This window comes from Virgibacillus proomii, assembly GCF_900162615.1.
Taxonomy (GTDB): Bacteria; Bacillota; Bacilli; order Bacillales; family Amphibacillaceae; genus Virgibacillus; species Virgibacillus proomii.
In genome coordinates this window covers 1,133,116-1,160,093 of the sequence record NZ_FUFN01000009.1, presented here as the reverse complement: position 1 = coordinate 1,160,093, position 26,978 = coordinate 1,133,116, and the positions used below count along the sequence as shown (strand labels likewise).

Below are 26,978 nucleotides of genomic sequence, written 5' to 3'. Positions count from 1 at the left end.
CGTTCTTATGAATGGAATCCTTAAGGAGTTGAAATTTGCATGTCATTAACAGCAGGAATTGTTGGACTTCCAAATGTTGGTAAATCAACATTGTTTAATGCTATTACTCAAGCTGGGGCAGAAGCAGCAAATTATCCATTTGCTACGATTGACCCTAATGTTGGAATTGTGGAAGTACCCGACGAACGCTTAAATAAATTAACGGAATTAGTAAAACCAAAAAAAACAGTACCAACGACATTTGAATTCACAGATATTGCTGGTATTGTGAAGGGGGCTAGTAAAGGAGAAGGGTTAGGAAACCAGTTTTTATCACATATTCGTCAAGTAGATGCAATTTGTCAGGTTGTCCGCTGTTTTCAAGATGATAACATTACCCATGTCTCTGGAAAAGTAGATCCAGTTGATGATATGGATACGATTAATTTAGAATTAATCCTTGCAGATTTAGAAACTATAAATAAACGCTTACAACGAGTAGAGAAGCTGGCACGTCAAAAGGAAAAGACGGCGGTTTTAGAATATGATGTTCTCCTGAAATTAAAAACAGGGTTAGAAGAAGAAAAACCTGCAAGAGCACTACAATTTACAGAAGAACAACGTAAACTAGTGAAGGGTTTGCATCTTCTTACGAGTAAACCAATGCTTTATGTTGCAAACGTTAGTGAAGATGAAGTAACGGATCCTGATGCCAATGAAAACGTACAGAAAGTAAAGGAATATGCGATTAAAGAGGATGCGGAAGTGATTGTCGTCTGTGCGAAGATTGAAGAAGAAATTTCTGAACTAGATCCGGGAGAGAAGAAGCTGTTCTTAGATGAATTAGGAATTACGGAATCAGGTTTAGATCAATTGATTAAGGCATCTTATCATTTATTAGGCTTAGCTACTTATTTTACAGCTGGAGAACAAGAGGTACGAGCTTGGACATTTCGTAAAGGAATTAAAGCGCCACAAGCAGCGGGTATTATTCATACTGATTTTGAACGAGGTTTTATCCGTGCAGAGACAGTTTCTTATGAAGATTTATTAGCAGCTGGTTCGATGGCTAAAGCCAGAGAAAATGGGAAAGTAAGGTTAGAAGGAAAAGAATATATCGTACAAGATGGCGATGTTATTCATTTCCGATTTAATGTTTAATCAAACGTAAAAAAGGATCTCTCGAAACCTTGTAATGTAGAATGAATTTTGGTATAATACACTATCGTGAGTAATTAATTATTTGAATTACTCCTTGCTCCTAGTAGAATAAGTATTTACATAGGGGCCGTAAGTCCAAAAGGAGGTGCTACGGATGAGAAAATATGAAATCATGTATATCATCCGCCCAGACATGGAAGAGGAAGCGCAAACAGCTTTAATTGAGCGTTTCAAAGGAATTCTTACTGAAAATGGCGCGGAGATTGAAAAAGTTGATGAAGTAGGCAAGAAACGTCTTGCATATGAAATCAATGACTATCGTGATGGATACTATGTAATCATTAACTTCAGTAGTGATGAACAAGCTATTAGCGAGTTTAATCGTCTTGCGAAGTTTTCTGATGATATTATTCGTCATATTATCGTTCGAGAAGATGATCAATAATAAGGAGTGGTTCTGATGTTAAATCGTGTCGTACTTGTCGGCAGGTTGACGAAGGATCCTGATTTACGTTATACCCCAAGTGGAGTAGCTGTAGCTAATTTTACGCTTGCAGTAAACCGTCCTTTTTCAAATCAGCAAGGAAATAGAGAAGCTGACTTTATCAATTGTGTCGTCTGGCGTAGAGCAGCAGAGAATCTTGCTAATTATATGAAAAAAGGAAGCATGGTAGGAGTTGACGGACGTTTACAAACTCGTCGTTTTGAAGGACAGGATGGCAAGACTGTTTTTGTAACCGAAGTCGTAGCAGACAGTGTACAGTTTTTGGAATCAAAAGGCTCCTCGCAAGGTGGGGGACAAAGCTCATCAGGATTTCAACCAAATAGAAACCAGAGCCCATATGAACCTAATCAATTTGAACCTAATGATCAAGACAATCCATTTAGTAATAATGGAGAGCCTATTGAAATATCAGATGATGACTTACCATTCTAAACTAGAAGGAGGGGTTATAAATGGCGGCTCGTCGTGGACGCGCAAAGCGTCGTAAAGTGTGTTACTTTACAGCGAACGGAATTACACACATTGATTACAAAGATGTTGATTTGCTAAGACGTTTTATTTCCGAACGTGGAAAAATTCTTCCTCGTCGTGTAACTGGAACCTCTGCAAAATATCAACGTAAGCTAACAAAAGCAATTAAGCGTGCTCGTACAATGGCATTATTGCCATATGTTAACGATTAAACAAAAAACCTTCTATATTTAGTCCGTTTAGGGCTAGGTATAGAAGGTTTTTTCATTGTCTGGAAAATGATATTTGCTTTTACCTAGCATCGTCTAGCTTAAGCACCCGTGCAGCTAACAAACTTGTCTGCTTCCTTCGATAAGTCAACATCGGATTCTCTCGTAGCTGCAATTTTTCTTATACATACTAGTTTTTAGCAGTAAGTTAGCAATTCTAAAAAATTTTAAGATACCATTATAAGTATAACGATTATCATCTTTGCGCTAAATATGACAGGTTTTGTTTACAATCAAAATTGTATATGTATATCATTTTGTAAGAAACTGCATGAAACACGAACTTGGAATTTGGCTGTTATTTTTCAACAGATAATTTTTTAAAGCCATAGGATTCAAAGATCTTAGCAGTTTGCTCAGATTGTAAGTAGTCAATAAATGTTTCTGCATCATGATGATTCGTACTATATGAGGTAATACCTGTATAATATTGAATAGGAGAATGTAAGTCTTTATTTATTTCCTTGATTACACGGATTTGTTCATTCTGATGAGTGTCCGAAGCATAAACAATCCCTAGCTCTGCTTTATTACTTTCAACATAATCAACGACTTGATGGACATCTTTTAAAAATAAATATTTATCTTTAAGGTCTTCCCATAAGCCAGCAGATTCCAATGCTTCTTTTGCATAATTTCCGGAAGGGACACTAACAGGATCGCCAAGAGCAAGTTGGTCAAACGGTATAAATTTTAAATCCTCTAATTTCAATAAATCAAATTGACTATCGGCATTAGTAATTAATACAAGATCATTCCCAATAAATTTTTTTAAGGAATTTTTTATAATTAATCCTTCTTTATTTAACACATCAACCCATTCATAATTTGCTGATAAAAATAAATCGACAGGAGCACCTTGTTGAATTTTGCTAGCAAGCTGACCAGAGCTGGCATAAGTAACTTCCACAGTAATATAGGGATGCTTTTTTTCAAAGGCTGTGATTATTTCTGGCAGTGCATCCTCTAAGCTCGTAGCAGCAGATATATATATGGTATTTTTCTTATTGGATTTTTGAAAGAGCTCATCTTCCTCACTCATAGCACAACCAGCTAATATAATTAAGCTAAGCATCAGAAATAAAACGCGTTTCATGTAAAACCTCCTAGTCATTTGTTTATTCAGCATGTTATGGGGCATTGAAGGCAGAAAAAATTAAATAGAAGCAGATCCATTATTTTTTTCTTCTCTTTGGATATACAGAAATGATTAAAACAATAAACAAGAGAGAATAAATACAAAATATTAAAAGATACATATTGCCAATCGGTAAAAATAATGCAGCTAATGAATACACTAGAAAAGGAATGGTTGTTGTATAAGCAGTCATTTTCCAGAGAATAGAGTATTTTAATTTTCGCTGCATTAGTTTAGCTAATCCTGTACCAACAGCTGCAATCAAAGAAATAAGCATAAATACAATGATGGATAATGGTAAATAATTAAAGATAAAAAAGTAGATAATCTTAAAAAAAATATTTAGTGCATTAGCCAGTTTACTGCTACCTAATAAATAATCAATAAAAGCTGGTAGGGAGACAATGAATAGTAAAAGCAGTATGTAAAAAATTGTTATATCCATTCCAATTCGATTAAGCTGAAAAATTGCTTTCTTTTTTGGTAGTTTGATACTATGTAAAAATGCCCGGAGAAATACCATTTTCGTCATCCTTATTTCGTTTATATACCCATTATAGTAAAAATAACGGATAATTACCTTTCTAGGGGTTTGAAATAAGAAAATAAGCCCTTAAATAGGGTATTCAAGAGGATGTTAAAAAAAACGGTAAAAATAATGCCGCGAAATTCATGTACATTAGCATATATAAACTTTAGTTGGGACGGAATCTCATTCTAGTATTAGCCAAGTTTGAGATAACTTATGCGATACCGGGTTCCCCTTGCTTGAAATTTTACTTTGTTATTTCCCGGGAAATATTTTTTCTACTCCTTTCGACAACTATTTCTGCAAAAAACATGTTATTATAATAAGATGGAATAGTAACAATCTAAGTTAGATGAGGTGCAAAATGAATCAATCAAAAAGAATGACAGACGGGGCTTTATTAACGGCTGTTTTTATTGTAATATTGCTAGCTAGTATGTTCATTCCAATTTTATCAGTAGCTGCTATATTATTTTTGCCAATACCGTTTATAATGTTTACATCAAGATATGACTGGAAACCGGCTTTACTTATGTTGGTAGCTGCTATATTATCTTCTATATTAGTTGCAACTTTCATATCCATTCCGCTTGCTGTACCGGCAGCAATTGGTGGTATAATGATTGGAGGAGCAATTCATAAGAATCTTTCAGCTTATGAAACATGGGCACGAGGGACTTTTGGATTTATTATCGGTCTATTGTTTGCATTTGTGTTTACGCAAGTGGTTCTTCAAGTAAATATATTAAATGAATTTAAACAAATAACAGATGAGTCATTTAAAATGTCGGTTAGCTTAATGGATCAATTTACAACTGAGGAACAAACGGAAGCATTTCAGAAATCAATGGAGCAAGCGGTAACACTATTAACTAATTTATTCCCGTTTTTCCTTGTTTGTGCAGCAGTTTCACAAGCATTAATTAGTCAATGGCTCGGTTACAAACTTATTAATCGACTTGAAAGGAAAAAATTACGTTTTCCCCCATTTCGAACATTACGTTTTCCAGTAAGCATCCTATTTATTTATCTATTTGCATTGCTTTCGTCCTACATGATTACTGATCCGGATAGTATGCTATTTATGGCTGCGCAGAATTTTATTTTTATTATACAAATGCTGTTAACCATCCAAGGATTTTCGTTCCTATTTTTTTATGCACATCATAAAAAGATGACGAAAGCATTTCCTATTATTTGCATCGTAATAGCACTATTTATGCCCCCCCTTTTATTTATTGTTCGTTTTATAGGGATTATTGATTTAGGGTTGAATCTAAGGGATCGACTGGAGAAAAAGAGGTAATATTGTCTATGGAAAAAAACGTATCCGCTTTGTCTTTATCGCCTGACTTTTTGAGCAAACTTACATACGATTTAAAAAAGTGTTGCACAGTAGGAGCTGAATGTGATGTCAGATAAGCAAAAAAGGCCGAAACTGCGGACTCATGTATGGGTTATTTATTTATTATCCATTATCTTGCTTAGTGTTGCTTGGTATTTCCAATGGATACTTGGGATAGTGATGACGATCCTGTTAGCTGTTTCGCTTTACTATAGCATCCGTTCTGAACAAGCTTTGCAGGACGAAGCCGAAAAATATATTACAACATTATCATACCGAATTAAAAAAGTTGGAGAAGAGGCATTATTGGAGATGCCGTTTGGGATTATCTTATTCAGTGAAGATTATAAAATTGAATGGGCAAATCCGTATATGAACCAATTTGATGACGGCACATTAGTCGGTGATTCACTTCATACCTTATCGGAGGATCTAATTCCGATGATAAAGGAGAACAAAGACAAAATTTGGTTTGAATTACAAGGCTATGTATTTGAAACGGTTGTGAAAAAAGAAGAACGGCTGCTTTATTTATTTGACCGAACAGAGCAATCAGAATTACAAACACAATACCGTAATGAGCAAACGGTACTTGGATTTATCTTTCTGGATAATTATGAAGAGATTACGCAAAACATGAATGACACAAGTAAAAGCCACTTGAATTCACAAGTTACTTCCGTTTTAAATGAATGGTCAAAAAAGTATGGTCTTTATTTAAAACGGACATCCCAGGAACGGTTTCTTGCTGTTGGGACGAAGCAAATATTAGAACAGCTGGAAAAAGGTAAATTTGAAATTCTAGATGAAGTTCGGGAATTAAGTGGTGAAAGAAATACACCTGTGACACTAAGTATCGGAGTTGGTGTAGGCGATGTGGACTTACCAACACTTGGCGAATTAGCACAGTCCAGCCTTGATCTTGCATTAGGTCGTGGTGGTGATCAAGTGGCTATTAAGGATGAGTCTGGTAAAGTTCGTTTTTATGGAGGAAAAACAAATCCAATGGAGAAACGAACGCGAGTAAGAGCAAGGGTTATTTCTCATGCCTTAAAGGAATTGATAAAAGCGAGTGACAATGTTATTATAATGGGCCATAAGGCACCTGATATGGACTCATTAGGATCAGCAATCGGTATTTTAAACATTGCACTTGCTAATGATGTACCTGGCTATATTGTCTTTGATCCGGAAGATGTGGATACAGGAGTCCATCGTGTAGTTAAGGCTATTAAACAAGATAAAGAGCTTTGGCAATATTTTATTGATCCAGATGAATCGGAATCTATTATCAATAATCGAAGCCTTGTCGTTGTAGTCGATACCCATCGGCCTTCTATGGTGGCAAATGAAGTGTTGTTACAGAAATCAGATTATAAAGTTGTTATAGATCACCATCGTCGGGGAGAAGACTTTATTGAAAATCCTACTTTGGTGTATATGGAGCCATACGCTTCTTCCACAGCTGAATTAGTAACAGAACTTCTAGAATACCAGCCGAAAAAGCTGAAGTTAAGTATGCTTGAAGCAACAGCTCTTTTAGCAGGAATTATCGTGGATACGAAAAGCTTTACGTTAAGAACTGGGTCCAGAACCTTTGATGCTGCCTCCTATTTACGAGCAAAAGGTGCAGATACAGTCCTTGTTCAGGAGTTTATGAAAGAAGATATGGAGGTTTATATCAAGCGCAGCAAATTAATTGAGCGAGCAGAAATGTACCGCGGCCAAATAGCGATTGCTAAAGCTGAGAAAGGTCAGGTGCATGGTCCTGTATTAATTGCTCAGACAGCAGATATTTTGCTGACAATGAGTGGGATAGCTGCTTCCTTTGTCATCTCTGAGAGAAGAGATGGAAGAGTGGGAATTAGTGCCCGTTCATTAGGGGATATCAATGTTCAGGTGATTATGGAAAAAATGAATGGTGGCGGACATTTAACAAATGCTGCCACACAAATTGCTGATATAACAGTTGACGAAGCAGAACAGATGTTAAAACAGATACTAGATGAATATTATGAGGGGAGCGATTCTGAATGAAAGTAATCTTTCTTAAAGATGTTAAAGGTAAAGGTAAGAAAGGCGATGTAAAAAACGTTTCCGATGGTTACGCTCGGAATTATTTATTAAAAAATAATTTGGCCCAAGAAGCAACCCCAGGTAATCTGAAAGCTCTAGAAGCGAAGAAACGCAAACAGAAACAGTTGGAACAAGATGAAAAAGACGAAGCGATAAAATTAAAGGATAAGCTAGCAGAATTAACTGTGGAATTAACCGCTAAATCAGGTGATAATGGTCGTTTATTCGGATCAATAACAAGCAAACAAATCTCCGAAGCGCTAGAAAAAAATCATGGTTATAAAGTGGATAAACGCAAAATTGAGCTGGATTCACCAATTCGTTCATTAGGTTATACCACTGTTCCTGTAAAGCTTCACCCAGAGGTTACAGGCACCATTAAAGTACATGTTATAGAAAAACAATAGACCAAGATAAGCATGAGCAAGCTTTAAGTGAATTTAAAAAGAGGGTAAAAGTGTCGAGATGGCTAAGATCGCAATGTTATTGAAAAAGCATTTTTTCATCGTGCTATGTATTGCTGTGAAGCCTACTCTTACCTGCAAATAGCAATGCTGCTACTAGTACGACCTAGCGAATTTGATCGAGAAGGTGACATCTCCAGCCACCTTTTAAACTGGGTTTTTGAACAACTTTTTTAATACTATACTTGCACATATGGCATTTTCTTATCTTGAGAGCACAAATGAAGACATTTGTGCTTCTCTAATGTTACCTCCGCAGAAAGGGGAGACACTTGATGAATGAGATTGATCGCACACCTCCACACAACATAGAAGCAGAACAATCTATCATTGGGGCGATCTTTATCGATCCAGAGGCGTTTAATACTGCTGCTGAAATACTTAATCCTGAGGATTTTTATCGTGCTAGTCATCAGCGCATTTTTGCTGGCATGATCGCATTGGCTGATCGAGGAGAACCGATTGATGTTGTCACTGTAACTGCTTATTTACACAATGTACAGCAATTGGAGGAAGCAGGAGGCGTCCAATATTTATCTCAGGTGGCAGAAAGTGTACCAACGTCTGCAAATATTGGCTATTATTGCCGTATCGTTGAAGAAAAGGCATTATTGCGGAGGCTTATCCGCTCAGCAACGGATATCGTAACATCGAGTTTTGAGCGGCAGGATGATGTAGAAGATGTATTAAATGAAGCGGAAAAAAGTATCCTTGATGTTTCTAGCAGAAAAAATTCAGGGGCGTTTAAAAATATTAAAGATGTCTTAATTGACGTATATGATAATATTGAGCAGCTGCATCAACAAAATGCGGATGTTACCGGAGTTCCGACTGGCTTCCGGGATTTAGATCGAATTACTTCTGGTTTTCAGCCAAATGATTTAATTATTATTGCTGCCCGCCCATCCGTAGGTAAAACAGCATTTGCTTTAAATGTAGCTCAGAATGTGGCTGTGAATACAGATGAGAACGTGGCTATTTTCAGCTTGGAAATGGGGGCGGAACAGCTCGTACAGCGTATGCTTTGTGCAGAGGGAAATATCGATGCACAACGTCTGCGTAATGGACAGTTACAAGCAGATGACTGGACGAAGTTAACGATGGCAATGGGAAGTTTATCGAATGCTGGCATTTACATTGATGATACTCCGGGAATTCGGGTTGCTGATATTCGTTCTAAATGCCGAAGATTAAAACAGGAGCATGGGTTAGGAATGATTTTAATTGATTACTTACAGCTTATTCAAGGAAGTGTAAATTCCCGTGAAAACAGGCAGCAGGAAGTTTCAGAAATATCACGATCACTAAAAGGATTAGCAAGAGAGCTAAATGTTCCTTTGATTGCACTATCCCAGCTTTCCCGCGGGGTAGAGTCACGACAGGATAAACGTCCAATGATGTCAGATTTACGTGAATCTGGAAGTATTGAACAAGATGCAGATATTGTTGGTTTCCTTTATCGTGATGATTACTATGATTCAGAGTCTGAAAAACAAAATATTATTGAGATTATCATTTCCAAACAGCGTAATGGTCCGGTCGGTACGGTCGAATTAGCCTTTGTTAAAGAATATAATAAATTCGTTGATCTTGATCATCGCTATTCAGAAAGCGATATTCCACCAGTGCCAGTCCAAGCATAGTGAGCAGCCTCTTATGAAAGGTATACACCCCAAACATATTAACATTAGTAGTACAAAACCAAGGCGATGGTTTTGTACTACTTTTTTTACTATAGGAAAGTATAAGAAAAACGATCGCTTTCGCCATAAAGACTTGGCGATAAGCCAAGTCTTTCTAATAGTAGAAGTGAAGAAAAGCCGATCTAACTTATAAAGTGCCATTATCCGTATTCTTTTAAAAGAATGCGTAAGTACGAATCAAATATCTTCATTTATAATAACTTATTAAACGAATATTAATTGATTTATTTTAAAAAATGTTCGTGTTTTACGTTGACTGGTTCTGTTTTTACTGGTAGAATTACTAATGTATTTCAAAAAAACATATATTAAATTTATTCAGTGGAGGTGCACTATGTCCTCAGTAGTAGTAGTTGGAACGCAGTGGGGCGATGAAGGGAAAGGAAAGATTACTGACTTCTTATCGCAAAATGCCGAAGTTGTTGCGCGTTATCAAGGAGGTAATAATGCAGGGCATACGATTAAATTTGACGATATTACGTACAAATTGCATTTAATTCCTTCTGGTATATTTTTTAAAGAAAAAACATGTGTCTTAGGAAATGGTATGGTAATTGATCCAAAAGCATTTGTAGAAGAAATTGCCTATTTGCATGAGCGGAATGTGACGACCGACAATTTACGGATTAGTAATCGAGCGCATGTCATTCTTCCATATCATCTAAAATTAGATGTTTTACAAGAAGCGGACAAAGGCGAAAATAAAATTGGGACAACGAAAAAAGGAATTGGACCTGCATATATGGACAAAGCTGCACGTTGCGGAATCCGCATTGCTGATTTGATGGATAAAGATATATTTCGAGAAAAACTAGAGCAAAATTTAAAGGAAAAAAACCGGCTCTTTGAGAAAGTATATGAAGTAGAGCCTATGCAAGTGGATGATATCCTTGAAGAATATTATGCATTTGGTCAACAAATGGCTCCATATGTCTGCGATACTTCTGTTGTACTAAACGATGCATTGGTTGAAGGGCGCCGGGTTTTATTTGAAGGTGCACAAGGAGTTATGCTTGATATTGACCAAGGTACCTACCCGTTTGTTACATCTTCCAACCCGATTGCAGGGGGCGTTACTATCGGAGCAGGTGTAGGACCAACAAAGATTAATCATGTTGTTGGCGTGTCCAAGGCATATACTACGCGTGTAGGTGATGGGCCATTTCCGACCGAATTAAAGGATGAGACAGGAGATCGTATTCGTGAAGTTGGTCGTGAATATGGTACGACTACAGGCCGTCCACGTCGCGTCGGCTGGTTTGATAGTGTGGTTGTTCGTCATGCTCGTCGTGTTAGTGGGATTACAGATTTATCTTTGAACTCTATCGATGTATTAACTGGAATAGAAACATTGAAAATTTGTGTCGCTTATAAATATAAAGGTGAAATTCTACATGATTTTCCAGCAAGCCTAGCAGTACTTGCCCAGTGTGAGCCGGTTTATGAAGAAATGCCCGGCTGGACAGAAGACATTACTGGCGTAAAGAGCTTGCATGAATTACCTGAAAATGCAAGACATTACTTAGAACGAGTTTCACAATTAACAGAGATTCCATTATCTATTTTCTCGGTCGGACCGGATCGCACACAAACAAATGTTGTGCGCAGCGTTTATAGCTAATTCAAATAACCTTTGTAAATAGACACTTAGTATTGGCTGATAATCGATTACTCTATGAACGATAGGTTCGCTAAGCTTTGTCAAACAATGGCAAAAACTTGGCGAACTTTTTGTATTTGGAATAGGATTTTGGAAATTATATCCGTTTCAATATGGTAGTTATCATTCGAAATACTTATGTCCACCTTTTTTTCTCTTTTTAACATAAAAGGAAAGACGGATTCATGTGTGAACGACGCTTGAATCGTTCTTTTTTCTAGTATAAAATTAAAGTGTTAGACAACGCTCATAGAAATTAAAATTACTGAAATGAAGTTTCACTTTATTTAAAAGTACGATAGAATAGATAGTATTGTAATATAAGAAGGATGTGGCAAAGGTGAATCAAAAGATATTAGTTGTTGATGATGAGCAGCCAATTGCTGATATAGTAAAATTTAATTTAGAAAAAGAAGGTTATGAAGTAATCGTTGCTTATGATGGAGATGAAGCTATTCGTTTAGCACAAGGAGAGAATCCTGATCTAGTAATTTTAGATATTATGTTACCTAATAAAGATGGTAATGAAGTATGTCGGGAGATTCGTAAAACGCAAACGATGCCAATTATTATGCTGACAGCTAAGGACTCTGAAATAGATAAAGTACTTGGGCTTGAACTGGGGGCAGATGATTATGTTACGAAACCATTTAGCAATCGTGAACTAATCGCCCGAGTGAAAGCAAATCTTCGCAGACAACAAGTTGTTCCAGATGATACTGCAAAGACTTCGAAGGATATTAAAATCGGCTCGTTAGTTATTCATCCCGATGCGTATATCGTATCACGTGATGGCGAGCAAATTGAGCTCACCCATCGAGAGTTTGAATTATTGCATTACCTTGCTCGTCATATTGGACAAGTCATGACAAGAGAGCATTTATTGGAAACGGTTTGGGGGTATGACTATTTCGGCGATGTTCGTACGGTCGATGTTACGGTACGAAGACTGCGAGAGAAGATTGAGGAAACCCCTAGTAATCCGATGTGGATTGTAACACGACGCGGAGTAGGTTATTACTTGCGTAATCCTGATCAGGAGTAGGTTTAGTACATGAAAAAAGTTGGTTTTTTTCGTTCCATTCAATTGAAGTTCATTATTATTTATATTTTGTTGTTGCTGGTAGCTATTCAAGTTATCGGCTCGTTTTTTACAACAGAGTTGGAAAACAACTTGATGGAAAGCTTTGAAAAATCTATCGAAGCTCGTGTTGAATTATTAAGTTATAACTTGGAGCAAGCTTTTCAACGTGAACGTGATGAAGAAGACCCAAATGAGCCGAGCTTAGAAGCTGAAATACGAGGTATTGTTTCGGAAGTAGATCTACAGGATATTACGACATTGCAAGTCGTTAATAATCAAAGCAGAGTGATTGCAGCAACAGGATTCGGATCACAAGATGATATTGATAAGAAAACAACCCGCCCGATTATTCAGCGCACGCTGACGACAAATTCACCCGAGATAAGCAAAAATGTAAAAGACAATGACCGATTTTATGTTCTTTCTCAGCCTATTGTTGACGAAAAGGATCCTGATATTGTATTAGGGGTCATCTATTTAGAGGCATCATTAGAGCCTGTATATAAGCAATTGATGAATATTAATGAGATATTCTTTCAAGGGTCCGTCTTAGCAATTACAGTATCTGCGTTTATTGGTATTTTAGTTGCTCGAACGATTACCAAGCCAATTATTGAAATGCGGAGACAAGCGCAAAAAATGGCAAGAGGTGACTTTACTCAAAAGGTAAATGTGTATGGCTGGGATGAGATTGGTCATCTATCAGAAACTTTTAATGATCTAAACAATCAACTAAAGCATTCCTATGCAACGATTGAAGAGGAACGGCGGAAGCTTAGCTCGGTGTTATCCAATATGTCAGATGGTGTTATTGCAACAGATAGTTCTGGTTCGATTACATTGATGAATGAAGCGGCTGGGCGTTTAATCGGTCATAATCCGGATGAAATGGTTGGTGAATTTTTACTGGATGTATTGCATCTGGAAGAAAAAATGGTAGATATATCTGAACTGCATGAGAGTGGATCGATGATCATTGATTTCGGTGATGATGAACAGGATTTTATTCTCCGAGCTAATTTTTCAACGGTGTTTGATGATGAAGAAGATATAACAGGATTTATTACAGTTATCAGTGATGTGACAGAGCAAGAAAAGGTGGAAGCAGAACGGAGAGAGTTTGTTTCCAATGTTTCACATGAATTGCGTACACCGCTTACAACAATGAAAAGCTATGTAGAAGCTTTAACTGATGGCGCTTGGGAAGACAAAGAAATTGCACCAAAATTTCTTCATGTAGTCCATAATGAAACGGATCGGATGATTCGGATGGTTAACGATTTATTACAACTTTCTAAAATGGATGCCAAAGAGTATCCTCTACAGAAGGAACGAGTAGAATTCATTGATTATTTCCATCAAATTATCGATCGATTTGAAATGCAGGCGCCAAATAGGATTCAGTTGAAGCGCGAGTTACCAAATGGTAGTTACTATGTTTGGATGGATAAGGACAAAATGACACAAGTACTCGATAATATCATATCCAATGCCATTAAATATTCTCCTGAAGGCGGTACGATCAAATTAAATGTGGAGTATCGACGTCATCATCTTTTAATTAGTATTCAAGACCAAGGTTTAGGTATTGCTTATGATAAATTGGAGAAAATTTTTGAGCGGTTTTATCGTGCTGATAAGGCAAGAACAAGAAAACTTGGAGGAACAGGACTTGGCTTAGCTATTGCTAAAGAGCTTGTAGAGGCACATCATGGTCAAATTTGGGCAGCAAGCAAAGAAGGTAAAGGGACAACGATCTACTTTACGCTTCCGCTGATGAATCAGAAGCGGAGAGGTGCATAATGAAGTTGGAGACGTTTAAATCAATTTTATTAGTATTGTTGATTGCATTAAGTTTATTGTTAACTTTTGGATTGTGGAATTACAAATCAGATTTTGAACAATTAGAGACAGGAAAAAATTACGCTAGTGAGGTTAGTGTTGGTGGTAAGGAAGAACGAAGAAACAACCTGATTGCACCAAGTTCGATCATCTTTCATATCAACAACGAACATTTTGGTTATAAGGATCCACAGCAAGAAGAGGCGTTTTTTCAAGATATGCAATCTTGGGTAATGACGGATTTTACGATAAGGGAATCATCGTCTAGGGGAATAAAGGATTATGATATTGAAATAACCTTTCCAGATGCTTTACCGATTGAAATTGCAAGCAGTCTTTTTTCGTTTGCAAATGTCGATGAAATCAAAGCAAATTGGTCATTTGATCGTATCTATTTGAAATTAGAAGAAGATACTGCAACGATTTCTATTTTCTTTCCATCGATTGATAAAAGGAGGCTGGCAACCGCATCCTTAAATGTTGCTGTAACGTATAATGGCCTGGAAGATTTATTAAGTTCTCGTAAAGGGCTAACAGAATATTTATTGATTGATAAAGGAACCCGCGATAGTGATGATGATATCTATGTTCGTAATAACACGAAGGGCTTAGAAAAACGATCCCTTATTGTGTCTAAAATATCACCGGATTTATTTGTTGAGGTCTTATTCCCAGACCCAACCCTAATTAGCCGGTCAAATAAAGGAAATACGAACTCAGGTGAGTATTATTATGCTGACAGTACGCGAGAAATGCGAATCAGACAAAAAGAGACGAAGCTGGAATTTTATAATCCTAACTCTACCGAAAATGCATCTGGAGATATTGGACCAATTGAGTTAATTGACCTAAGCATTTCAAGAATAAACTCGCATAAAGGCTGGTTTAATGATTATAAACTGTACGAGTTAAATACAACTAACAATAGTGTTACGTATCAAATGCAATACAATGGTTATCCAGTTCATAATAAAAACGGCTTGACATTTATTGAAACGGAATATGAAGGGCAAGACATCTACCGGTATAGTCGATCCCTATTAAGCTTAGGCAGAGAAGTTCAAACAGAGCAAGTAGAAGTTCCATCTGGTGCAAAAATAATTGCACATCTAATGGGTAATTTAAATGATACAGTCGATATCAAGGATATTGAAAACATTCAATTGGGTTATTATTTTCAATATCAAGAAGATAATTCAGTAATATTGGAGCCGGCTTGGTTTATGCAAGTAAATGGAGATTGGCAGAAGATTTTGTTTTAAAGGATATCTAATTCTTCATATTGGAGGAATTAAGGCATGCAATGGAGTCAGATTAAAACATTATTTATTCTATGTTTCTTAATCCTCAATATTTATCTATTTATTGAGTTTATGGATAAACAAAACAGGGTGGATTCCTTCGACCAGGCAAGTACGGAGGAACCAACGATTGAAGAAATGTTAAAGCAGGAAAATATTAAAGTTAGTGATAAGCACGTGGATGTAACTAAAGATACGTATATTAATGTTGCCCCTAAGAAATTTACCGATGTGGATATTAAAAAGGCTACTGATTTAAAAGGACAGGATGTTCAACTTATTAATAAGACATTGCTTGTCTCCCGTTTTGATAGTCCGGTACCAATTCCACAAGATAAAACAAGTATGAATGAATTGATAAGAAGCTATACGGCTTTTGCTAATGATTATGTATTCTATGGTTGGGATAAGAAAACGAATGTATTGCTCTTCTTTCAACAAAAAAAAGATAGGCCGATTTACTTTAACCGCTATGGTACCATCCTTGTATTCCTAAACAAAGATAATGAGATGGTTTACTATATGCAAACAATGTTGGGAGATGCAAAGGAACAAGGTGAACCAAGTAAGCTCCTTAATCCAATCAAAGCCATTGGGTATTTATATAATCAAAATGAGTTGGTTTCAGAAGACAATGTAACTTCAGTCGATAATGGTTATTATACAAGAATTGGATCTGAGACAGGTTCTAACCAAGTATTTGCACCAACTTATAAGATTGAGGTAAATAAGGAACGCAATTATTTCGTCAATGCGGTAGAAGGTTATGTTAATGCTGGAGATGATACAAAGTTTATTTCAGACACGATTAAAAGTAATCTGAGTAACTTTAAACAGATGAATAAGGACGTGGATTGGAAAGACGATTTTATAAAAATGGTAGAAGAATCGATTATAGAGGATAGCATAACGGAAGATATAAGGATAGAAGAATAGTATAGATAAATCGGAGTGACTATGAATGACTTTACGCTTTAGTGTGTTAGCCTCAGGAAGTACAGGCAATGCATTTTATATTGAAACAGAACAAGAAAGACTGCTTGTTGATGCTGGTTTAAGCGGCAAGCAGTTGGATCGTCTTTTTCAAGAAATAAAAATTGACCCGAGTAATTTATCAAGTATTTTAGTTACTCATGAACATAGTGATCATATTAAAGGGCTTGGTGTTTTTGCTCGAAAATATAAGCTGCCTATTTACGCAAATGCAAAAACATGGCAAGCAATGGAAAAATCTATTGGTAATCTGTCTGTTGATCAGAAATTTCATTTTAACTTGGAGGAAATAAAAACATTTGGCGATATTGATGTTGAATCATTCGGTGTTTCTCATGATGCGGCAGAACCAATGTTTTATACATTCCATCATCAAGGAAAAAAAGTTGCGCTTGTTACGGATTTAGGTTATGTATCGGAGCGTATTAAGAAAATCGTAGAAAGTGCAGATGCTTATATCTTTGAAGCAAATCATGATGTTGGTATGCTACGAATGGGAAGGTATCCATGGAATGTGAAACGCCGTATTTTAGGTGATTCGGGTCATATATCCAATGAAGACTGTGGTCTTGCTTTGGCAGATATTGTTGATAATAATACCCAACGCATTTATTTGGCGCATTTAAGCTTAGATAATAATATGCGCGATCTAGCCCGAATGTCGGTAAATAATGTACTTCAAGAGCGGGGCATTTCCTTAGAATTAATGGATACGTATCACGATAAACCAACTGCATTGTTTGAAGTAAGCTAAACAATTTGTTTATTTTTTCAGCTGTTGGGGGAATAATAAAGAGGACATTTTATCCTAAATGAAAGGCCATGTTTTGATACGTAAGAAAAACAAGATATGTTTCACTGAAGATGAGGCCAGATACGAGTAAAAATTTTCATATCTAACGTATAAAATTGAAACTAGTATTGCCTGTTGTCAAGGCTTAGAGACGGCCAGAGTTTTCTAGAGGCAGGGCGTTTGAATTAATTCTCGGTACTGGACGTATGTAAAGGGGTAGATAAATGGGATATTACGATCAGCATTATCCGCCAAATCCGCAACGGAAGAAGAAGAAAAACTGGCTAATACCACTTTTGCTTGGGGTTATTATTGGTGTTTTACTTGTAACAGTTGCTTTACCAGCACTTGTTGATACAGGAATTCTAACAAATAATGAGCAAGAAGCAGGAACTCGGCAAGACTTAGGTTCAACAAAAAAAGGAAATGGACCAAAACAAGTAATGAACGTCGATATTTCAACACAAATTACCGAAATTATTGATCAAGTAGCACCAGCTGTAGTAGGAGTAATTAATATCCAGCAACAGATTGATTTTTGGCAGCAGGAGGAAAACGGTCAGGCTGGAGAAGGTTCAGGTGTTATTTATAAAAAAGAGGATGGCACAGCTTATGTAGTAACCAATCATCATGTGGTTAGTGGTGCTGATACCATTGAAGTTGTGTTGTTTGACGACACCCGTATTGAAGCAAAGTTAGTAGGAAGTGACTTATTTTCTGATTTAGCGGTGCTAAAAATGGATGGCGATAAGATAAAAAATGTCATAGAAATCGGTACTTCTGCCAATGTAAAAGTAGGAGAGCCGGCGATAGCAATTGGTAATCCACTTGGACTTATGTTTTCCGGATCGGTAACACAAGGTGTTATTAGTGGAAAAGAAAGAACAATTCCGCAAGATTTTAATCAGGATGGTCGAGCTGATTGGCAAGCAGAAGTTATTCAAACAGATGCAGCCATTAATCCTGGTAATAGCGGTGGTGCTCTTATTAATCTTAACGGTCAATTAATTGGTATTAATTCCATGAAAATTAATCAAACAGCTGTGGAAGGATTAGGGTTCGCAATTCCGATTGATTCTGCTCTACCAATAATTAACCAGCTGGAAACGGAAGGAAAAGTAACGAGACCTTACTTAGGTGTTGAAATTTATTCATTAGAAGAGGTACCACAAACGGAATGGAATAATACACTTAAATTGCCGGAAGATATTGAAGGCGGTGTCTACGTTTGGAGTGTAGAGCCACTATCACCGGCGGATCGAGCAGGTCTCAAGCGGCTAGATGTCATTACAGAATTAGATGGTAAGCAGATAAGGAATATGATTGATCTCCGAAAAATTCTTTACCAGGAAAAAGAAGTAGGTGATAAAGTGACTGTTACCTATTATCGAGAAGGAAGGAAACAAGAAACAACAATTGAATTAGGAACACAGAAATAGAGAAAAGCAACGAGCTGCTCGGGATAGTTCGTTGCTTTTTAGCCTAGAGAATGAATGATCTTATAAAGCAAATTTAGTAAATAACTAGGTAATTGCCTAAGCTAGAAAAGGAAATAAGTACTTAGTAAACAGCTTATCCACACGTGAATAAAGGCGCTATTATAAAGGGGGGTTTGAGCTTATCCACAACATTTATAAGTTATACACATTTTGTTGATAAATATAGCGTGGGAAATCAATATATGGTATGAAGAAAGGAAATTATATCAAAATAGGTACGAACACTTGTGCATATGTGGATAAGTTTGTGGATGACAACAGCTTTTCAACAGATAAAATCAAATTATACACGAGTTATCAACAAAAAAGATGTAATTATTGTTAGTTAAGATTATCCACTGTTTTATGTTTACTCCAAGCGATTAATAATAAAATTAACATGACGATATCTAATCGGGCTTCAAATAAAAAAAGGAGCAGCCCTTTATGGAGTAAAATAGGCAATTTTGTTACATACAAGGCACCAAGCATAATCAGAATTAATGGAGCTACAGCTATTTTTAAATAAATTCTCCCTGCTACTAATATTCCACAAGCTACTTCAATGATTGCGATAAGAAACAGAGTAACTTCAGGAAACGGCATTCCCAATTGAGTGAAGGTTGTCTTAAAATCGCTGATAACTAGCTTTATCATTCCTGATGTAATAAAAACAAATGCAATCGCATAGCAGATCCACGGAAACACATGCATATGAACAGTCGATTTCATAAAATCCCTCCTTTCTATTCAGATTTATTCAGCAGCAACACGTCCATTTTTAATAAGCAAATGAACAGTCCGTAAATTTGACATGGAGGATTGCAAAGAAATATGCAAGAGAATCTGCTAGATTGGCTTAGCTAAGTCAGGAAGCAATACCCATTTCTTCATGTCGATGTTTTTAAAAAGTTGCTTCTTCTAGTCTAAGCGCTCAAGCTAAAGCAAAACTTCGCTCTTCTTTCTACGATAAGTCAACCTCGGATCGAATCTAAAGGAAGGTCGGCGAAAACCGGGCTTGCCGCTCAGGTGTCGATATCCCTGTTTTAGAGGCATATTTCCTTTATACGAATGTAAGGAGCCATATTTTCCCCTTTTAAAATTCTGTTTTATGTTTTGGCATGCATGATGAAAAATGGCTCTTAAATTCTGGATTCGTTCAAGGGCCTTTAGATCATATCCTTGCGGTACTAACATTCCGTGAAAAGCGTACCACGGAATGAAGGGTTTCACTTTATCGCTTCAAAAGCTTTGCTGTTTGTATGTCGCTTAAGTGAGTGCCTTTTGTTCATAATATATGCAAATAAGCAGTCAACCTTGCCAAGCATTCTTATAAACCGTATAATTTCTTTATGCAGTGGAAAGGAAGTGTACGTAAAAGAATGATCCGGCGATTTTTTTCTTATTACAAACCCCATAAACGATTGTTTATCGTGGATTTTACATCAGCGGTAATTGTAGCTTTATTAGAACTTGCATTTCCAGTTGCTGTACAATATTTTATTGACCAACTGTTACCGGGAAACGACTGGAACTTGATTGTGCTTGTCAGCATTTTACTTCTTCTTGTTTATATCATAAGTACACTTTTACAATATGTAGTGACTTATTTAGGTCATAAATTAGGAATTAATATCGAAACGGACATGCGTCAAGAATTATTTCACCATGTTCAGCGGCAATCATTTCGTTTTTTTGATAATACTAAAACTGGCCATATTATGAGCCGGATTACGAATGACTTATTTGATATTGGTGAGCTTGCTCATCACGGACCAGAAGATTTCTTTATTTCCCTAATGACGTTTTTTGGCGCCTTTATTATTATGTTTATGATTAATGTAAAGCTGGCATTGATTATTTTGTTAGCTGTGCCAATATTGATTTTTCTAATCACATTTAGCAATATTCAAATGAATAAAGCATGGGGAAAAATGTACGAGGATATTGCTGGTGTGAATGCACGTATTGAGGATGCTGTATCAGGCGCTCGTGTAGTACAATCATTTACGAATGAAGAACATGAGATGAAGCGATTCACAAAAGATAATTTCAGTTTTCGTAAAGCTAAATTATCAGCATATAAGGTAATGGCAATCGTTCATTCTAATATATACATGCTTATGCGGTTAATTACGTTACTCGTACTAGTGGTCGGAGCTTGGCTGACCTATAATAATCAACTAATGATTGGTGAGTTAGTCAGCTTTGTGTTATTTGTTAATGTATTATTTACACCTATTCAAAAAATCACAGCTTTGTTGGAGCTTTATCCGAAAGGAATGGCCGGATTCAAGCGATTTATAGATTTATTAGATGTTGAGCCAGATGTGCAAAATAAAAAAAACGCTCAAGATATCGCTTATTTGCACGGCAACATCTCATTCAATCATGTTTCATTTGCTTATGAAAAAACACAAAAACCGGTGTTAAATGATATAAGTTTTGATATTAAAGTTGGAGAAACAATTGCTTTTGTCGGCCCATCAGGTGCAGGAAAAACAACCATTTGCTCATTAATTCCTAGATTTTATGATATTGATGCGGGGAAAATTACGATAGATGGGGTGGATATTCGGGATATGACGAAGGAGAGCTTGCGTCAACAAATAGGCATTGTACAACAGGATGTTTTCTTATTTACTGGAACATTACGAGAAAACATAGCTTATGGAAAACTGGATGCCACTGATGAAGAAATAGAGTTGGCAGCACGCCGAGCCCATATGGAAGAGTTTATTAACGAATTACCTGATGGATACGAAACACAGGTTGGCGAGCGGGGTTTAAAGCTTTCCGGCGGTCAGAAACAGCGAATTGCCATTGCTCGTATGTTTTTAAAAAATCCACCAATTCTCATTTTAGATGAAGCAACTTCTGCCTTAGATACAGAAACTGAATTGATTATTCAGCAAGCTTTAAATGAGCTTTCAAAAGATCGAACAACCCTTGTTATTGCTCATCGACTGGCAACTATTAAAAATGCAGATCGAATTATGGTCGTGACAAAAGACGGGATTAAGGAAGAAGGCAGTCATGAGCAATTAATACAACGTGATGGCATTTTCGCGCAACTTCATCGTGCCCAAATGCGTTAAGCTTATTTTTTAATAAACAAATTTATTCCGCATCTATGGCACGTAAGACCTCTACTTTAAGAGTTATCGAGAATACGAACAAGTCTAAGTGAGAGATAACGGCACTTTTATACTCGATTCGTTCGAGCGGTAAGGATTAGAGAGGCTGCTTGAATAGGCATCGTTGTTTTTCAAGGACCAGCTATAAAAAGACAAGGTCAAGGAAAGCTATGACAGCAAAAAAGGTGCTTTTTTCAAGCACGCCTGTGAATTGTAAACTTTTGTTCTATTTCTATCCGTAGTGGATGATGAAAATACAAGATTTACTTTATCATAGGTTGTAGCGCAACTTGGTTTAGATAACAAGTTGCGCTTTTCAGTTGTTTTAACTTCATTGTAAAACATACATTCCAAATACGAAGAAATCGATGGCTATTTTGCCAAGTTTTTTAAACAACCTCTTATTATCGGTTGTAGTATGCTCTCTTATCAGTAACATATAAGAAAATACCGTTAGCAAGGCTAAGAACTGACTAGGAAAGCAAATTTTATTATCGAAATTATTAATAATTAATGACAAATTGCAATTTTAAAGTAAAAGATGTTTTGTTCATGTAAGATAAAGGAAAGCAAGTAATATATATAATCATTTAATAGAGAGGGGATTTGCAGATGGAACAATTGGAACAAACCATGCAAGTACAAAGTTTGCCAAGAATTGGTGAGAAAGCCCCCGATTTTACAGCAAAAACGACTCATGGGGAGCTATCTTTAAGCGCTTACAAAGGTAAGTGGGTTGTGCTATTTTCTCACCCAGCTGATTTCACACCAGTATGTACCTCTGAGTTTGTAGCTTTTCAAGAAGTTTACGATCGTCTACTTGGTATGAATACAGAATTAATTGGTCTAAGTATTGATAGTGTTAGCTCTCATATTGCTTGGGTAAGAAATATAGAAGAAAATTTTAATACAACCATTGACTTTCCAATCATAGCGGATCTAGATCAACAGGTTGCTACGAAGTATGGAATGATTATGCCGGAGTCCGATGGTACTGAAACATCACGAGCGGTCTTTGTTATTGATGATAAACAAACGATTCGAGCTTTGATTTACTATCCACTGTCTACAGGACGAAATATGGAAGAAATTGTTCGCCTTGTCAAAGCATTACGAACAACCGATGATCATGAGGTTTCCACGCCGGCGAACTGGGAGCCAGGAGATAAAGTAATTGTAAAGCCCCCGCAAACAAAAGAAGAAGCAAATGAACGTATGAACAATAGTGAGTATGAATGTATCGATTGGTATTTTTGTAAAAAAGAACTGAAGTAAGTTCATCAGCGTTGATTTTCTTTAATCAACAGCAGGGGGAGAAAATAAAGAAGTTGAATCAAGTATAAAAATTTTAGATTTATGTAAAAGCGCAAGCGAGCAGGTTGCCAGCGTTATAAAAATTGCGCTGGCCTATTTTCTTTATTTATTTAATTATATTACATGAAAGAGATGGTTCGAAAAAAGGGTTAACAATGAAACGTTTGAGCTGTTCCGTTTTCTTGTTTCCAGCGTATCTGGTAGCGAATGGCAACGAAACACTTGACACGAATATGCCCTTCTCGATTCGTTCACCTGCTTGTTGAATTCTACTTCAAAAGGTAATGGAATATTCATACAGGAGGATATTTATGTACTTAACCTATTTTTATGATTCGGCACTAGCTCAAGCCTCCTATATGGTGGCATGCCAAGCTACAGGTGAGGCCGCAGTAATTGATCCGTCAAGAAATATTGAGGAGTATGTAAAGGTGGCAAGAGAACAAGGATTTCAAATCCGTGCTGCAGTAGAGACACATATCCATGCTGACTTTGTATCAGGAGTTACCGAACTTGCCAGACGTACTGGGGCAACGATCTATTATTCTTTAGAAGGAGCGGATAATGGAGGATATGACTGGGACGATTCATTATCTGTGCACGGCTTAAGGGATCAAGACATCATCCATTTAGGCAATGTTCAACTAAAAGCAATTCACACTCCTGGTCACACTCCAGAGCATATGTCTTATGAACTAACCGATGGAGCTGCTGGAGACAAGCCAATGGGAGTGTTTACCGGCGATTTTATATTTGTTGGCGATGTTGGCCGTCCTGATTTATTAGAAAAATCTGTTGGCGTAAAGGGTTCCGCTGAGCAAGGGGCTCGCCAACTGTTTGCTTCCTTACAAAAGTTTAAACAATATAGTGATTATATACAAATTTGGCCTGGTCACGGTTCCGGAAGTGCTTGTGGTAAATCACTTGGATCTGTTCCAGCGTCTACTGTCGGCTATGAAAAGTTATTTAATCCAGCCTTCCAACCAACAAATGAAGCTGATTTTATTGACTTTATACTTGATGGTCAGCCGGAGCCTCCAGCTTACTTTACAAAAATGAAAGAAGTAAACAGAACGGGAATGACACCACTTTCTAAAGTATCAACAGCTGTGGAATGGTATCTAACTGGTAATGAAGTCGCTAAATTAGCAAAGGAAATAACCAATCTAGTTATTGATACGCGGAGCATCGAAGTTTATTCTAGAGGAAGTATTCCAGGAACGATTAACCTTCCCTATCCTGATTTATTTGCGGAGTGGTTAGGTCGCCTTGCTAATTATGAAAAAGGTATCTTTATTATTGCAGAACCACATCAATACGCTGACTTACGAAAAATACTAATCAATATGGGAATGGACAACTTACAAGGTTTCTTTCCGCTTTCCGTAGTTAAAACAGCGACAAAACTACAGTCTTATGATCACCAATCACCAAAAAACGTAGATAAAAAGAGAAAAAGCGCTCAGGTACAAGTATTAGATGTAAGGTATCAAGAGGAATGGGAGGAATCACATATTCCAAATGCCAAGCATATCCCGCTGCCTCAGCTGCCAGAACGGCTAGACGAATTAACCTATGATAAACCTATCGCTGTTCATTGTAGATCAGGAAAACGTTCAGCTATTGCCTCCAGCATTTTATTGAATCACGGTTTTGAAGTGATTAATGTAGAAGGCGGCTTTATAAACTGGGAAAATGAAAATCTAGAAATAACCAATAAATGAAAAGAGAGAGTTGCTAATATATGTTCCCCCTAAGGTAGACAGATTAAAAAATAAAAATCGGTTTTGCCTTAGGGGGAGTTATTTATGTTCTATGAATCTTATTCTCATGAATTTATATATAATGTAATAATGGCTTATAAAGATGAAAATGATACACGAAGAAAATTATGTCTGAAATATAAATCAATAATAAGACCCTTTATGAGATGGATTGAGAAATTTGAGAAAGAAAGAGTAAATGGATTAGAAAATTCAAAATAACGGAAAAAGTATTCTAAGGAATTAAAGGAAGCAGGATAAAGTTACAGGTGAAAGAAAAAGGCTATTCTCTTGTTGTTGATACGATCGATTAAAGCTTGAGGATTCGCCAGACATCATCTTCCCTATTAAAAAATAACTCATAGTGTCCCCTATCAAGTTTTTAATTAATTTTTGTTGACAAAAAAATTGGATCCATATAAAATGACTGATAGTCAGTCATCAAGCGGATTTCTTATATATCTATCATTTAACAAAGCAAATCATATAGAGAAAGAGGTGAAGCAGTGGACAATAAAAAAGAAAAAATTATTCGCTCAGCTATTCAAGTATTTAAGGAAAAAGGAATTGAAAAAACGAAGGTATCTGATATTGTTAAAGGTGCTGGCGTAGCCCAAGGTACATTTTATTTGTATTTTCCTTCCAAATTAGCCGTTATGCCTTCCATTGCCGAGGTTATGGTAAAGAGAATTGTGGAAGCGATGGAAGAGGAGGTAAAGCCTGAAAAGGAATTTATGGAACAATTGGAACTAGTGGTTCATGTAGCTTTTAAAATAACAAACGATTATCGGGAAATCTATGCTTTAATGTTTGCTGGATTGGCTTCTAGTCAATATTTAAGTGAGTGGGAAAAAATATATGAGCCTTATTATGCTTGGATGCGCGAGTTTTTAATCCAACCAAAAGCAACGGGATTTCTTCGTGAGAATATGGATGTTGATGCAACGGCCAAATTATTAATAGGTTTAATTGAAGCTGGGGCTGAACAATCTTATTTATTTGATAAACAAGATGAAAAAAAAGCAAATCAAAAACAAAAGGAAGTCCTAGAATTCGCCAAAAATGCAATATGTAAGTAATTTAAGATTATCCAGGTTTTCGCTTAATAAAGCATTAAACTATGGCCAGGAATCGTAACGTTTTAAAACGTATTTGTCTAAGCGAAAACGAGCAGATCGCCTGCGCCGAAAGTTTGGCACTGGCGAAGTTTTTTAATTATAAAATGACTGATAATCAGTCATAATAATGGACACAGGGAGTTAACTGAAAGTGAATAAATCATGGATATACGTAATTTTAACAAGTTTATTTGAATTAATTTGGATTTATGGGTTTAATACAGCATCTACATGGTGGCATTGGGTTTTAATTATTGGAGCGATTTTGTTAGATCTTCATTTCTTGTCGAAAGCTTGTGAAGGTATACCAACAGGAACAGTGTATGCCATATTTGCTGCTGCTGGAACAGTAGGAACAGCATTGATGGATGTCTATATCTTTGGTGGCAGTTTAAGTATGGGGAAAATATTTTTTATGTTTCTTCTAGTTATAGGTGTTATTGGTTTAAAGCTATTTGATGAGCCGAATCAAGCAACACATCAGGAGGTGCATTCATAATGGGATGGTTCTTTGTTGCATGTGCTTCGATGTTTGAAATATTAGGTGTACTAGGTCTTCGGTTATATAGCCAGAATAAGACAATTCTCAGCGGTTTATTGTATCTAGGTGGATTAGGTGCTTCGTTTGCCTTTCTTTATGCATCTTTCTCATATTTACTTGTAAGTGTTTCTTATTCTGTGTTTATGGGAGTTGGTACGGCTGGCGCTGTAATAATGAATATGATTTTCTTTGGTGAATCAACCAATAAATTACGCGTTATCAGTTTAATTTTGATTATTATTGGAGTAGTAGGTTTGAAAGCTTTGTCCTAAAGGATCTGGATGCAATGTTAAAAGTGATGAAAAAAATGGAAG

At 36.5% G+C, this 26,978-nt stretch carries 24 protein-coding genes; 21 read left to right on the top strand and 3 right to left on the bottom strand.

What is annotated here, in order from left to right:
• Positions 1-39: 39 nt before the first annotated feature.
• From ychF to rpsR, 4 genes are all read left to right on the top strand, one after another.
• Positions 40-1,140, top strand: coding sequence for a redox-regulated ATPase YchF (gene ychF / locus BN1066_RS07790; RefSeq protein ID WP_077318857.1), 1,101 nt, complete (start codon positions 40-42; stop codon positions 1,138-1,140).
• A 154-nt stretch (positions 1,141-1,294) separates the two neighbouring features.
• Positions 1,295-1,585 carry a 30S ribosomal protein S6 gene (gene rpsF, locus BN1066_RS07785; RefSeq protein WP_077318856.1) on the top strand — a complete coding sequence of 97 codons (291 nt, stop codon included), beginning with the start codon at positions 1,295-1,297 and terminating at the stop codon, positions 1,583-1,585.
• A 15-nt stretch (positions 1,586-1,600) separates the two neighbouring features.
• The gene (gene ssb, locus BN1066_RS07780) at positions 1,601-2,077 is read left to right on the top strand and encodes a single-stranded DNA-binding protein (protein WP_077318855.1); all 477 of its coding nucleotides are present in this window, start codon (positions 1,601-1,603) and stop codon (positions 2,075-2,077) included.
• A 20-nt stretch (positions 2,078-2,097) separates the two neighbouring features.
• Positions 2,098-2,328, top strand: coding sequence for a 30S ribosomal protein S18 (rpsR, locus tag BN1066_RS07775; RefSeq protein ID WP_077318854.1), 231 nt, complete (start codon positions 2,098-2,100; stop codon positions 2,326-2,328).
• A 355-nt stretch (positions 2,329-2,683) separates the two neighbouring features.
• On the opposite strand, the gene modA is transcribed toward rpsR, so the two are convergent.
• Entirely contained in the window at positions 2,684-3,481 is a 798-nt protein-coding gene (modA, locus tag BN1066_RS07770; protein ID WP_179104320.1) for a molybdate ABC transporter substrate-binding protein, read from the bottom strand.
• 79 nt (positions 3,482-3,560) lie between these two features.
• Entirely contained in the window at positions 3,561-4,046 is a 486-nt protein-coding gene (locus BN1066_RS07765; RefSeq protein ID WP_077318852.1) for a DUF1189 family protein, read from the bottom strand.
• 370 nt (positions 4,047-4,416) lie between these two features.
• Between BN1066_RS07765 and BN1066_RS07760 the strand changes: the two genes are divergently transcribed.
• The 11 genes from BN1066_RS07760 (at position 4,417) to BN1066_RS07710 (ending at position 18,752) form a co-directional block, all read left to right on the top strand.
• Positions 4,417-5,358 (top strand): YybS family protein, encoded by a 942-nt coding sequence (locus BN1066_RS07760; RefSeq protein WP_077318851.1) that lies wholly within the window; start codon positions 4,417-4,419, stop codon positions 5,356-5,358.
• 105 nt (positions 5,359-5,463) lie between these two features.
• Complete coding sequence (locus tag BN1066_RS07755) at positions 5,464-7,434, top strand: DHH family phosphoesterase (RefSeq protein WP_077318850.1); 1,971 nt, start codon at positions 5,464-5,466, stop codon at positions 7,432-7,434.
• On the top strand, positions 7,431-7,880 hold the full coding sequence (gene rplI / locus BN1066_RS07750; protein ID WP_077318849.1) for a 50S ribosomal protein L9: 450 nt from the start codon (positions 7,431-7,433) through the stop codon (positions 7,878-7,880). Before BN1066_RS07755 ends, rplI begins: the two co-directional genes overlap by 4 nt.
• A 332-nt stretch (positions 7,881-8,212) precedes the next feature.
• Positions 8,213-9,580: a replicative DNA helicase gene (gene dnaB, locus BN1066_RS07745; protein ID WP_077318848.1), complete on the top strand. Its 1,368-nt coding sequence runs from the start codon at positions 8,213-8,215 to the stop codon at positions 9,578-9,580.
• A 394-nt stretch (positions 9,581-9,974) separates the two neighbouring features.
• Positions 9,975-11,261, top strand: coding sequence for an adenylosuccinate synthase (locus tag BN1066_RS07740; RefSeq protein WP_077318847.1), 1,287 nt, complete (start codon positions 9,975-9,977; stop codon positions 11,259-11,261).
• Between the two features lie 379 nt (positions 11,262-11,640).
• On the top strand, positions 11,641-12,345 hold the full coding sequence (gene yycF / locus BN1066_RS07735) for a response regulator YycF (protein ID WP_077318846.1): 705 nt from the start codon (positions 11,641-11,643) through the stop codon (positions 12,343-12,345).
• Between the two features lie 9 nt (positions 12,346-12,354).
• Positions 12,355-14,187 carry a cell wall metabolism sensor histidine kinase WalK gene (gene walK / locus BN1066_RS07730; protein WP_077318845.1) on the top strand — a complete coding sequence of 611 codons (1,833 nt, stop codon included), beginning with the start codon at positions 12,355-12,357 and terminating at the stop codon, positions 14,185-14,187.
• Positions 14,187-15,488, top strand: coding sequence for a YycH family regulatory protein (locus BN1066_RS07725; protein ID WP_077318844.1), 1,302 nt, complete (start codon positions 14,187-14,189; stop codon positions 15,486-15,488). The genes walK and BN1066_RS07725 overlap by 1 nt, the downstream gene beginning before the upstream one ends.
• A 36-nt stretch (positions 15,489-15,524) precedes the next feature.
• Positions 15,525-16,463 carry a two-component system regulatory protein YycI gene (locus tag BN1066_RS07720; protein ID WP_077318843.1) on the top strand — a complete coding sequence of 313 codons (939 nt, stop codon included), beginning with the start codon at positions 15,525-15,527 and terminating at the stop codon, positions 16,461-16,463.
• Positions 16,464-16,488: 25 nt separating this feature from the next.
• Positions 16,489-17,274: an MBL fold metallo-hydrolase gene (locus BN1066_RS07715; protein ID WP_077318842.1), complete on the top strand. Its 786-nt coding sequence runs from the start codon at positions 16,489-16,491 to the stop codon at positions 17,272-17,274.
• Positions 17,275-17,537: 263 nt separating this feature from the next.
• Positions 17,538-18,752 carry a S1C family serine protease gene (locus tag BN1066_RS07710; protein ID WP_077318841.1) on the top strand — a complete coding sequence of 405 codons (1,215 nt, stop codon included), beginning with the start codon at positions 17,538-17,540 and terminating at the stop codon, positions 18,750-18,752.
• 381 nt (positions 18,753-19,133) lie between these two features.
• On the opposite strand, the gene BN1066_RS07705 is transcribed toward BN1066_RS07710, so the two are convergent.
• Positions 19,134-19,523 carry a DoxX family protein gene (locus BN1066_RS07705; protein WP_245799734.1) on the bottom strand — a complete coding sequence of 130 codons (390 nt, stop codon included), beginning with the start codon at positions 19,521-19,523 and terminating at the stop codon, positions 19,134-19,136.
• 650 nt (positions 19,524-20,173) lie between these two features.
• Here BN1066_RS07705 and BN1066_RS07700 point away from each other — a divergent pair.
• The 6 genes from BN1066_RS07700 (at position 20,174) to BN1066_RS07675 (ending at position 26,936) form a co-directional block, all read left to right on the top strand.
• Entirely contained in the window at positions 20,174-21,889 is a 1,716-nt protein-coding gene (locus BN1066_RS07700) for an ABC transporter ATP-binding protein (RefSeq protein WP_077318840.1), read from the top strand.
• 651 nt (positions 21,890-22,540) lie between these two features.
• The gene (locus tag BN1066_RS07695; RefSeq protein ID WP_077318839.1) at positions 22,541-23,203 is read left to right on the top strand and encodes a peroxiredoxin; all 663 of its coding nucleotides are present in this window, start codon (positions 22,541-22,543) and stop codon (positions 23,201-23,203) included.
• Positions 23,204-23,553: 350 nt separating this feature from the next.
• The gene (locus tag BN1066_RS07690) at positions 23,554-24,966 is read left to right on the top strand and encodes an MBL fold metallo-hydrolase (protein ID WP_179104319.1); all 1,413 of its coding nucleotides are present in this window, start codon (positions 23,554-23,556) and stop codon (positions 24,964-24,966) included.
• Positions 24,967-25,511: 545 nt separating this feature from the next.
• Positions 25,512-26,084, top strand: a complete 573-nt coding sequence (locus BN1066_RS07685) for a TetR/AcrR family transcriptional regulator (protein ID WP_077318837.1) — start codon at positions 25,512-25,514, stop codon at positions 26,082-26,084.
• Positions 26,085-26,274: 190 nt separating this feature from the next.
• Complete coding sequence (locus BN1066_RS07680; RefSeq protein WP_143695748.1) at positions 26,275-26,622, top strand: DMT family transporter; 348 nt, start codon at positions 26,275-26,277, stop codon at positions 26,620-26,622.
• Positions 26,622-26,936 (top strand): DMT family transporter, encoded by a 315-nt coding sequence (locus tag BN1066_RS07675; RefSeq protein WP_077318835.1) that lies wholly within the window; start codon positions 26,622-26,624, stop codon positions 26,934-26,936. Before BN1066_RS07680 ends, BN1066_RS07675 begins: the two co-directional genes overlap by 1 nt.
• Positions 26,937-26,978: the final 42 nt, after the last annotated feature.

Bases quoted from the DNA above. Each gene is read 5' to 3' on its own strand.
- BN1066_RS07760 (WP_077318851.1), top strand. From the start codon at position 4,417: ATGAATCAATCAAAAAGAATGACAGACGGGGCTTTATTAACGGCTGTT.
- ssb (WP_077318855.1), top strand. From the start codon at position 1,601: ATGTTAAATCGTGTCGTACTTGTCGGCAGGTTGACGAAGGATCCTGAT.
- rpsF (WP_077318856.1), top strand. From the start codon at position 1,295: ATGAGAAAATATGAAATCATGTATATCATCCGCCCAGACATGGAAGAG.
- BN1066_RS07715 (WP_077318842.1), top strand. From the start codon at position 16,489: ATGACTTTACGCTTTAGTGTGTTAGCCTCAGGAAGTACAGGCAATGCA.
- ychF (WP_077318857.1), top strand. From the start codon at position 40: ATGTCATTAACAGCAGGAATTGTTGGACTTCCAAATGTTGGTAAATCA.
- BN1066_RS07675 (WP_077318835.1), top strand. From the start codon at position 26,622: ATGGGATGGTTCTTTGTTGCATGTGCTTCGATGTTTGAAATATTAGGT.
- rplI (WP_077318849.1), top strand. From the start codon at position 7,431: ATGAAAGTAATCTTTCTTAAAGATGTTAAAGGTAAAGGTAAGAAAGGC.
- BN1066_RS07705 (WP_245799734.1), bottom strand. From the start codon at position 19,523: ATGAAATCGACTGTTCATATGCATGTGTTTCCGTGGATCTGCTATGCG.
- BN1066_RS07765 (WP_077318852.1), bottom strand. From the start codon at position 4,046: ATGGTATTTCTCCGGGCATTTTTACATAGTATCAAACTACCAAAAAAG.
- rpsR (WP_077318854.1), top strand. From the start codon at position 2,098: ATGGCGGCTCGTCGTGGACGCGCAAAGCGTCGTAAAGTGTGTTACTTT.
- BN1066_RS07725 (WP_077318844.1), top strand. From the start codon at position 14,187: ATGAAGTTGGAGACGTTTAAATCAATTTTATTAGTATTGTTGATTGCA.
- BN1066_RS07720 (WP_077318843.1), top strand. From the start codon at position 15,525: ATGCAATGGAGTCAGATTAAAACATTATTTATTCTATGTTTCTTAATC.
- BN1066_RS07740 (WP_077318847.1), top strand. From the start codon at position 9,975: ATGTCCTCAGTAGTAGTAGTTGGAACGCAGTGGGGCGATGAAGGGAAA.
- BN1066_RS07690 (WP_179104319.1), top strand. From the start codon at position 23,554: ATGTACTTAACCTATTTTTATGATTCGGCACTAGCTCAAGCCTCCTAT.
- dnaB (WP_077318848.1), top strand. From the start codon at position 8,213: ATGAATGAGATTGATCGCACACCTCCACACAACATAGAAGCAGAACAA.
- BN1066_RS07710 (WP_077318841.1), top strand. From the start codon at position 17,538: ATGGGATATTACGATCAGCATTATCCGCCAAATCCGCAACGGAAGAAG.
- BN1066_RS07695 (WP_077318839.1), top strand. From the start codon at position 22,541: ATGGAACAATTGGAACAAACCATGCAAGTACAAAGTTTGCCAAGAATT.
- BN1066_RS07700 (WP_077318840.1), top strand. From the start codon at position 20,174: ATGATCCGGCGATTTTTTTCTTATTACAAACCCCATAAACGATTGTTT.
- BN1066_RS07755 (WP_077318850.1), top strand. From the start codon at position 5,464: ATGTCAGATAAGCAAAAAAGGCCGAAACTGCGGACTCATGTATGGGTT.
- modA (WP_179104320.1), bottom strand. From the start codon at position 3,481: ATGAAACGCGTTTTATTTCTGATGCTTAGCTTAATTATATTAGCTGGT.
- walK (WP_077318845.1), top strand. From the start codon at position 12,355: ATGAAAAAAGTTGGTTTTTTTCGTTCCATTCAATTGAAGTTCATTATT.